The organism is Crocosphaera sp. (assembly GCF_030064895.1).
In the GTDB taxonomy this organism is placed as follows: Bacteria; Cyanobacteriota; Cyanobacteriia; order Cyanobacteriales; family Microcystaceae; genus Crocosphaera.
Genome location: NZ_JASJEB010000161.1, coordinates 1 through 8,321, shown reverse-complemented (window position 1 = coordinate 8,321; position 8,321 = coordinate 1). Strand labels below are relative to the sequence as shown.

Genomic DNA, 8,321 nt, shown 5'->3' with positions numbered 1-8,321 from the left:
GGAATCTGTTATATCTGACGGATAAGAACGTCTCTTCATAAAACTGTCATAAAAACTTATTCCATAGTTTTATAACCACAAATCTGTGCCGCCTAATTTCTTTATCTTTTCTTTACAAACAGTCTCTAAAACTTCTTGCAGTTGTAACTGACTATTATCTAAAATCATTAGGTTTCTAAACCCTTCAACTTTTTCTGCTGTTTTAGCATCAGTTAATACTAACAGTAAATTTCTTGAAAAAGAGGAATGAATGTCTGTCATTAACCTATCAATCTGGGTTGTATTAATGCCATAATTTGGAGCAAGTTTGTTTAATGTTTCATCTGCATAGTTAATAAAAGAATGAGACAGCGCACCTTGTAGAGTAAACCCCGACATATTAACATTTTCTAGGTTCTTAGGACTAATAAATTCATCAGTTGCCTCAAGTACGCGAAAGTCTGCACCTTCTAATTTTTTGTCCTCCTTTGCCTGTTTCAATACTTCTTTTACGGCAAAATTATAAGCCGACATACAAACATAATAACCTTGTTTTAACGGATCTTTTTCCTTGGTTAATAGAGGAAGAACTTTACTCAGAATATTCAATCCAGGACCAACAAATTCCATCATTCTTAATTAACCTAAAAATATACTTTAAAATATGCAATCAATGAGGTAAAGTGGACAATGGCAAGCTGACTTTTACCACTGTTACCATTGAAAACGATCAACAACAAAAAAATCAACTAAGTAGTCGGACATAAGTAAACAGCACTGTATTAACTTATGTAAATATAGCTGTAGCCTTACTCCTGCGTCCTGCCTCCTGCCTCTTCTCAACTTTAACGTTTATTTTTGTCCAGGCACTTAATTAATATTATGAATATCGGTGTATTAGGTATAGGATTAATGGGTAAACCCCTAGCAGAAAGGTTATTACAAGCTAATTATTCTGTAATTGTTTATAATCGAACTGTTACTAAGGCCCAAGAATTAGAAGCTTTAGGGGCTAAAATTGCTCAAACACCCTTAGAAGCCGTTCAAGGGTCAGATATTCTCGTTTTGATGTTAACGGATGCTACTGCCATTCGAGAGGTGTTATTTGGCACAGAAACGGCGGATAAGCTACAAAACCGTACTATAATTCAAATGGGAACCATCGCCCCTGATGAAAGCAGAAGTATCCAAGAGGATGTAGAAAAACAGGGAGGGCAATATTTAGAAGCTCCTGTGTTGGGCAGTATTCCTCAAGCGAAGGAAGGGACTTTATTGGTTATGGTAGGGTCTAAATTGTCTCAATTTGAAGAATATAAAACAATTTTGCAACAATTTGGCTCAAAACCGCAGCACATTGGAGAAGTTGGTACAGCTTCTGCTTTAAAATTAGCTTTGAATCAATTAATTGCATCCTTAACCAGTGGTTTCGCTTTGAGTTTAGGGTTAATTGAAAGACAAGGAGTTGATGTTGATAAATTTATGGATATTTTGCGAGAAAGTGCTTTATATGCACCTACTTTTGATAAAAAGTTAAATAGAATGCAGCAGCGTAATTTTGATAATCCTAATTTTCCTAGCAAACATTTATTAAAAGATGTCAATTTATTCTTAAATCAAGCTGAAGAAAATGGCTTAAATACTGAAATTTTACAAGGTATTCGTAGTATTATGCAACAAACAATGGAGTTAGGATTATCGGATAGTGATTATTCTGCTCTATTTTCTGCTATTAATAGAGAGAAGAGTTAACTTAATTAACATCATTGTTTAAACCATTACTAAATAATTGTATGACTATTTCTAAAACAGAAGCAAAACAAATCTTAGAAAGAATGATTTTTGAGGAAACAGAACCCCAAGACTGGGTAGAAGATGTTTGGGGTTTAAGTGCTGTTCATGGTGAAATCTCTGCCAAATTACTAGATGCTTTTTATGCTTTAATTGAAGCTTGTCCAGAAGAAAAATTAGATAATTTTTTGCAAACTTTACTAGCAGAAAAATTTAATGATCAATAATAATATTTAAGCCTCAATAAAACTTTTACCTCCTCGCAATGACATTTTCTCGTTCCTTAAATTGACACTCATGAATAATTTTCAATCCTTCTTCTGATGTTCTCACAACTCAAACCTGATTGCTGTATAAAAATAAAAAAAGAGTCATAAACTGAAAACAGTTCATGACTTAATCCTCAAAAAATAAAGATGTTTTTATTTCATAATTCTGACAGCAATGGTACTGGTATTAAAGTTATAATCTTTTCCTTCTAACTCAATTAATGTACCAATTTTAACTTTTTGTTGCCCAACAACTGCACCAGTATCGGTAATTTGTGCATTTCCTCTTAAAGTTAAGATCATGTCTTTAAAATAAACAACTTCTGGTCTAGGGTCAGGAAGTGCTTTAACAGAACCATCCGGTTGAGGAACTACAGTGGTTCGAGGAAGGGGTTTAATCTCTTTAATCTCAAACTCCCCAGAAGGTTGATTACGGATAACGATATTCGTCTTTTTCGTCTCACTAAACTCGTTAATCAGTGCATCAGGGTTGCTCACTCCTAAACCCCTAACGATAACATCAACTTCGATGGGTTTGTTAGCAACTTGAGCGATGGTACTGGTTCCGGACTTACCAGGAACCACGAAAATACCGACAATGACCAAAAATATCGCTAATGCAGCCCCTAAGTCTAGGATACTAATTTTTCCCAATAAACGGCCTTTAGGTTGAGTCGAGGGGAGCTATTATGCTCCGCCCCTCTCAGTTAGATCCGTACGTGCGACTTTCATCGCATACGGCTCCCGACAAATTAGACTTTTCCAGTCTTGCTCATGTGGATATATTGGTGACAGCTTTGATGTACTGCTACTAAGTTCTTAGTTTTCCAGTTATTGTGATTTCCGTCTATGTGATGAAGGTGAACACTCTCATCCTCAGTAAACTTCAGTCCACAATGTCCACATGAATGGTCTTGTCTTTTCAGACATTTAGAGGTTGCTCCGTCGTAGAGCTTGCTGTTCCGCTTGCTCCAATAAACGGTATCTCCGTCGTAAGGCGATTTATTCCCTTTGACGTTGACATGACGATTTTCACTATGAGGTACTGCTGGGAACGCCTTCTTGGCAAGTTCTGTTGCCGTGTAACGGTTCAGTTTCTTTTCTTTATTGAAGACTTTGAATGCTCTATGTGCTGTTTTCCATAAGGAAAAACGAGAGCCGTCCATTTTGCAATGCTTGTGGTGGCGGGTAAGAGAGCATACGTCGCCGTATCTCCCTCCCCTAAGAACCGTACTTGATACTTTTCGCATCATACGGCTCAAGCCTCTGTCTTCACAGTACGTTTACCACTGTGTACCGCTTTGTGGCAAGTTTTGTGTAGGTGTTGGAGATTGTCGATATCGTCTAATCCACCTTTTGCCACTGGGACTATGTGATGTGTCTCGATAACTTCACCATTGTTAAGGTGTTCCCCACAGATAGGACATTTCCATCTTTGATTCTGGGCTATGCGATAATACTTTGACCCTTTGTCCCAGATGGTTTTACCAGATTTTGTGGCTCTTTTTGTCCAGTATTCTGTTAATTGGGGGTCGTCTGGGGAGGCCGTTCCTTTTACTTTGATGTGGCGTTCTATGGGGATTTTGGCTATGTTGAATAGACCAATTTCTTTAGTTTTGCCTCTTCTGTCTTTGACATCACAAGCAAATTCCCATCCTTTGCCCCTTCTTTTGAAGTATCGGTTGGCAATCCACTTTTTACTCTTGTTGGGGTGTCTCCGTTTTGCCCATCTCCAGAGTGCTATCCACGTCTCAGATTTAATGTAGCTAAACACTTCTTTACTGACGGCATAGCGATAGTAGTTTCCAAAGCCTCGAAGTTTGGGGTTGAGTTGTGCAATGACGGTTTCCTGTTTCACCATTTTGTTTTGTTTGAGCCAGTCTCTGACTTCTTTGAGGAAGTTTAGAACTTTCTCCTTTTGCGGTTTGATGAGAAGTTTGCCATTGTATTGTCTGAGGTTAAACCCAAGGAAGTTAAATCCTTCGTTGATATGCACGATTCGGGTCTTTTCTCTATTTAGTTGTAGTCCCCTTTGTGATAGCCATTGTTTGATTTTGGGTAGGACTTCCTCTATGTCTTCAAGACAAGTGGCGGTTACAATGAAGTCGTCAGCATATCTGACGAATCCGTATTTATCGAGTTTGGTTGCGTACTTGTTCTTCTTCTTAAATTGTTTTAAGAAGTCTTCCAATCCGTGTAAACCGATATTTGCCAAGAGGGGGCTAATTATTCCTCCCTGTGGCGTTCCGCTTTTCGTTTCATGAAGTTTTCCTTTGTCTAGGTATCCTGCTCTTAACCATTGTTTAATGAGGTTTCGGGCAGGGAATTCTCCTATGGATTTTAGGATAGCTTCATGGGTAATGTTGTCAAAGAATCCTGAAATGTCGGCATCCAGTACCCATGTGTCTCTGTTACCTTTTAGGCGTAGGAAACATTGCTCTATGGCATCGTGGCAACTTCTTCCGACTCTGAATCCGTAACTATTAGCCTCAAATTGGGCTTCCCATATAGGTTCAAGGGCATTCTTAACTATGGCTTGTGCGACTCGGTTCTTGATAGTGGGGATGCCTAATGCTCTTTGTTTTCCATTGGCTTTAGGAATATATACCCTTTTGGTTGGTTTAACCTTCCATAAGGTGATTTGCCCCATTTCCTGGACGAGTTTTACCCGTTGTTTCGGTGTTAGTGCTACCTCCTTATCTACACCGGCTGTTCGTTTCCCTTGATTGAGTTGGGTAACTTTTCGCACAGACAAAATTAAATTGTCGAAGCTTCTTAACATCAGTTTCGTAAGGCTTCTAACCTTATTCCACTGACCGTTCTGTGTGGCACGATATATCCGTTTCCTCAGATTCTTAACGTTCTTGACGACTGATTTCCAGTCAATCTGTGACCAGTCGTTAAGTTGTCGGGAGTCTCCGATAACCAAATTGGTTTCCATCTTTCAATCTCCGTTCAGTTTCTTTGAATCGTGTCTATCGTTTGAAACCTGTCAGAAGTAGGCTACCATTTTCAGGTGGTGTGATGTTGGTGTATAACCTCAACCCTTATTCCCTGCATTACGCAAGTGACATTCGCTTTTTCTGACTTCCTTTACCCCCTAGATACTTAGGCTTCGATTACTCTGGGCTTACTTTCTTGTTTCGACCTTAAGAAAGAATCTATTGGGCTTACCGTGTTTCGCTTTCGATGACCTGCGAGAAGGTTAGGATTCGACTCATACTCCGATAGCTTTTGGACTTCTTTGTTGAGTGTAACTACCCTCATCAACCAGCTATGTGCCTTTTGGCTAAGGTGTTTCAGCCTTATTTCACCTTTCGGATGATAACGGAGCTAGATTGGTCGTTCACTTATCGTTAATCCTTCCTGATCTTCCTCTTGCCTTCACCACTGATTTAGGCTGTCAGTAAGCGTGGCTTTTGTGGTCTGCATCCCAACAGGTTCATTGTTTACTTCCGTTGTGACCGGACTCTTTTGCTGAGTCTTTTACATGAGGACTGGGGAGAAGTCCCCCAGAGAGAGACGGCTCTCTACTCATCGAATGCGACTTTTCACGTCGCACAGTTTCGCCATCCTCTAACTAAGGGGGCTAATTTCTCAGCCTTAATCTTAGCACCATAATTCGAGCAGTTGACGATTTCCTTGACTTTCTGACGGAATGCTTTGTAATTGTCCTCTGATGGGACGCATCTAAACTTCCCGTTGGATTGCACTTTGAAGTGCCACCCTAGAAAATCAAATCCATCTGTCGATTTGAGAAGCTTGGTCTTTCTTTCGCTTACCTTCAATCCTCTGACTGCCAGGAATTCTTGTATGTCCTTGAGTATCTTGTCGGCATCGTCTTTAGGCTTTAGAATTACAACCATGTCGTCCGCATAGCGGATTGAGTTATGGATGTCTTCTATTCCGTCCAATGCGACGTTAGCTAATAGTGGACTTACCACCCCCCCTTGGGGGGTTCCTTGTTCTGGAAATTCTGGGTTAACCCCTGCCTTCAGACATCGCCAAAGACCAATCTTGATAGATTGTGGTGCTATTACCCTTTCCATAATAGAGGTGTGGTTTATCCTATCGAAGCATTTTTCAATGTCTAGCTCAAGTATTCTCTTGCTTGCCCCATTTAGAGAGGAGCGAAGGTTATTAAAAAGAATCTTTTGAGCGTCGTGTGCCGAGCGTCCAGGTCTGAACCCGTAGCTTCTGGCATGGAAAGTGGCTTCGTGTGCTGGTTCTAAGGCATATTTGACGAGGCATTGCCATGCCCTGTCTGCCATAGTGGGAACCTTGAGCATTCTGGTTGTTCCATCCTTTTTGGGGATGGGGATTTCTCTTAGCTTTGAGTGTTTCCAATCATGTGCCTTGAGTAACCTTTCTGCCAAGGCGAGCCGTTGCTTGAAGTTGAGGGATTTTACTCCATCTATTCCTGCGGTCTTTTTACCAGTGTTTAGCTGTGATACTTGTCGGACAGCGAGTAGTCTGGCAGCTTTGGATTTCAAAATAAGCTTTTGTATGTTCCTAGCTCGTCTAGTGTCTTCTGCTTGAATGGCTTTAAACAATCTTCTTTGGAGACGGAAAAGGTTTCTGCGGAATTTCTTCCACGGAATGTTCTTCCAGAGTTCACTAAAATCTTTGATTTTGTGTCTAACCATGTTCACCTCGGTTAATCGTTTTCTCTTTGCCTCAAGGCAATTACGCCTTGTCCTACCCGAATCTAGAGGGTTCCGCATCTCGTCTTGCCTACTCAGGGTTCGACTATTTCCTGAGACTCTAGACTCGTTTTTATTCGTTCCGTTCAGTCGATTGATTGTCTCTTTAGATGGAACCAAATTTAACTATCGGAAACCCTTGGCTTTATCATTTCCACGTACAAAGAATGATGGGTTTTTAGCTCCGATGGGGTCAAGGTTTTCTTGTCTGCTTCCTTGCCTGGCTATGAGTTACTTTTATAGGTTCTGTTTCATCGTGGAGACTCCTTAACACCAGTGTCACCCAAGCAGGGGGTGTCTGATTGTGTCCTGTTACCAGCTTCACCCTCCAGAGTTCCGAGTCTGGTCAGTGTGGTCAGGTTTGAGTCAATCGTAGCCTTCGACGGTGGGACTTTCACCCACATCGTTAGAACAGTTATCATTCAGGGTTTAGTTCCTGAGAGCCTTAGTTTATAGGCTGTATAGCCATTTCCCTAAGAACGAATCGCACGTACGTTTAGCCTCACCAAATCTCTATGCCCTAACCAACTGTTACCTTGAGTACCGTAAACCTATTTCTAGGGATTCCTCAAGCCTCGATTTCAGCGATAGCGAATCGAGGTAGTTGACTCATAGAATTTACGGGTTTGTGGACTGCTACAAAAAACTTAACTAAAGTTCCCTAATCTTACTCATAAAGTGATCTAGAATCAATTTATGAGTAATTTACTATCCATTTCTGAGTAACCATCCATTAAGTCCGAGAAGTTGTTATTATTAATAAAACAGAAGACTCAAGTTACTCGGTACGGATAAAGGCGCGCAATAGGAATGAAAAATTATAACAGTCTTTTCTGCGCTTATTATAGGTCGCTTGAAGTCATAATAACAAACAATGGTCGAACAATCTCCAGACATGACGATGGAAATTTAAGATATGACTCTAGCAACCTACTCCACTTTAGCTCCACCAGGAATTTTTGAATTTTTAGCTGATGTCGCTCAATTATTTAGTACCATTTCTAGGCAACTTTATCGAGACTTAGAACAAGGAAAATCTTTAAAAGAACTAAAAAAAGAATATCAACTAATTTATGGAATCAATGCTCGTCAATTTAATTCCATTAGGATATTTCTACAAGGGAAAATAAAATCTCGTCAAGAATGCTATCAATTACAAATATCAGAGATTACTGAAAAGATTAAACACTTAAAGAAAAGTATTAAAAATTTAACTTATCGAGTTAAGTTAGAGCCATTGTTGGCTTTAAAAACAGCTTCTCATAAGAGAAAAGATTATCCAGCTTGTTTTCTAGATCCTAACAAGAAAACACCAAGAGCAAACAGTTTAGCTAAACTACATCATAAAAAGCGAAAACTTCATCGCTTAGAAATTAAGTTAAATTATCTCAAAACTCATAAACCAAAACTTATCTTTGGTTCTCGAAAACTATGGAATTCTCAATTTTTACTAGAAGCTAATGGTTATAGTTCCCATGAAGAATGGTTACAAGATTGGAAAAATCGCCGTCACCATGAATTTAGTTATGTAGGAAGTAAAGATGAAACAGCAGGATGTCAAAACTGTCAGTTAAGTTCTGGA

The 8,321-nt window shown here is 39.6% G+C and carries 6 protein-coding genes and 2 pseudogenes; 3 read left to right on the top strand and 5 right to left on the bottom strand.

Going from position 1 to position 8,321, the window contains the following annotated elements; all coding sequences use genetic code 11:
- Positions 1-69 precede the first annotated feature (69 nt).
- On the bottom strand, positions 70-612 hold the full coding sequence (locus QNJ66_RS25345; protein ID WP_300511445.1) for a hypothetical protein: 543 nt from the start codon (positions 610-612) through the stop codon (positions 70-72).
- A gap of 249 nt (positions 613-861) precedes the next feature.
- Between QNJ66_RS25345 and QNJ66_RS25340 the strand changes: the two genes are divergently transcribed.
- Together QNJ66_RS25340 and QNJ66_RS25335 are read left to right on the top strand one after the other, a co-directional pair.
- Complete coding sequence (locus QNJ66_RS25340) at positions 862-1,728, top strand: NAD(P)-dependent oxidoreductase (RefSeq protein WP_300511444.1); 867 nt, start codon at positions 862-864, stop codon at positions 1,726-1,728.
- A gap of 41 nt (positions 1,729-1,769) precedes the next feature.
- Positions 1,770-1,994 carry a hypothetical protein gene (locus QNJ66_RS25335; RefSeq protein ID WP_300511443.1) on the top strand — a complete coding sequence of 75 codons (225 nt, stop codon included), beginning with the start codon at positions 1,770-1,772 and terminating at the stop codon, positions 1,992-1,994.
- Positions 1,995-2,189: 195 nt separating this feature from the next.
- Here the strand turns inward: QNJ66_RS25335 and QNJ66_RS25330 are convergent, their stop codons facing one another.
- From QNJ66_RS25330 to QNJ66_RS25315, 4 genes and pseudogenes are all read right to left on the bottom strand, one after another.
- On the bottom strand, positions 2,190-2,690 hold the full coding sequence (locus tag QNJ66_RS25330) for a DUF4330 domain-containing protein (protein ID WP_300511441.1): 501 nt from the start codon (positions 2,688-2,690) through the stop codon (positions 2,190-2,192).
- Positions 2,691-2,788: 98 nt separating this feature from the next.
- Positions 2,789-3,202 carry an HNH endonuclease gene (locus QNJ66_RS25325; RefSeq protein WP_300511440.1) on the bottom strand — a complete coding sequence of 138 codons (414 nt, stop codon included), beginning with the start codon at positions 3,200-3,202 and terminating at the stop codon, positions 2,789-2,791.
- A 92-nt stretch (positions 3,203-3,294) separates the two neighbouring features.
- Positions 3,295-4,977, bottom strand: a complete 1,683-nt coding sequence (gene ltrA, locus QNJ66_RS25320) for a group II intron reverse transcriptase/maturase (RefSeq protein WP_300511439.1) — start codon at positions 4,975-4,977, stop codon at positions 3,295-3,297.
- A gap of 622 nt (positions 4,978-5,599) precedes the next feature.
- Positions 5,600-6,682, bottom strand: a pseudogene (locus tag QNJ66_RS25315) (reverse transcriptase domain-containing protein); the annotation flags it as partial.
- A gap of 973 nt (positions 6,683-7,655) precedes the next feature.
- On the opposite strand from QNJ66_RS25315, the pseudogene QNJ66_RS25310 reads away from it, so the two are divergent.
- Positions 7,656-8,321: pseudogene (locus QNJ66_RS25310) on the top strand (hypothetical protein); the annotation flags it as partial.

Excerpts from the sequence above, each read along its gene's own strand:
- QNJ66_RS25345 (WP_300511445.1), bottom strand. The coding sequence starts at position 612 with ATGATGGAATTTGTTGGTCCTGGATTGAATATTCTGAGTAAAGTTCTT.
- QNJ66_RS25340 (WP_300511444.1), top strand. The coding sequence starts at position 862 with ATGAATATCGGTGTATTAGGTATAGGATTAATGGGTAAACCCCTAGCA.
- QNJ66_RS25335 (WP_300511443.1), top strand. The coding sequence starts at position 1,770 with ATGACTATTTCTAAAACAGAAGCAAAACAAATCTTAGAAAGAATGATT.
- QNJ66_RS25325 (WP_300511440.1), bottom strand. The coding sequence starts at position 3,202 with ATGGACGGCTCTCGTTTTTCCTTATGGAAAACAGCACATAGAGCATTC.
- ltrA (WP_300511439.1), bottom strand. The coding sequence starts at position 4,977 with ATGGAAACCAATTTGGTTATCGGAGACTCCCGACAACTTAACGACTGG.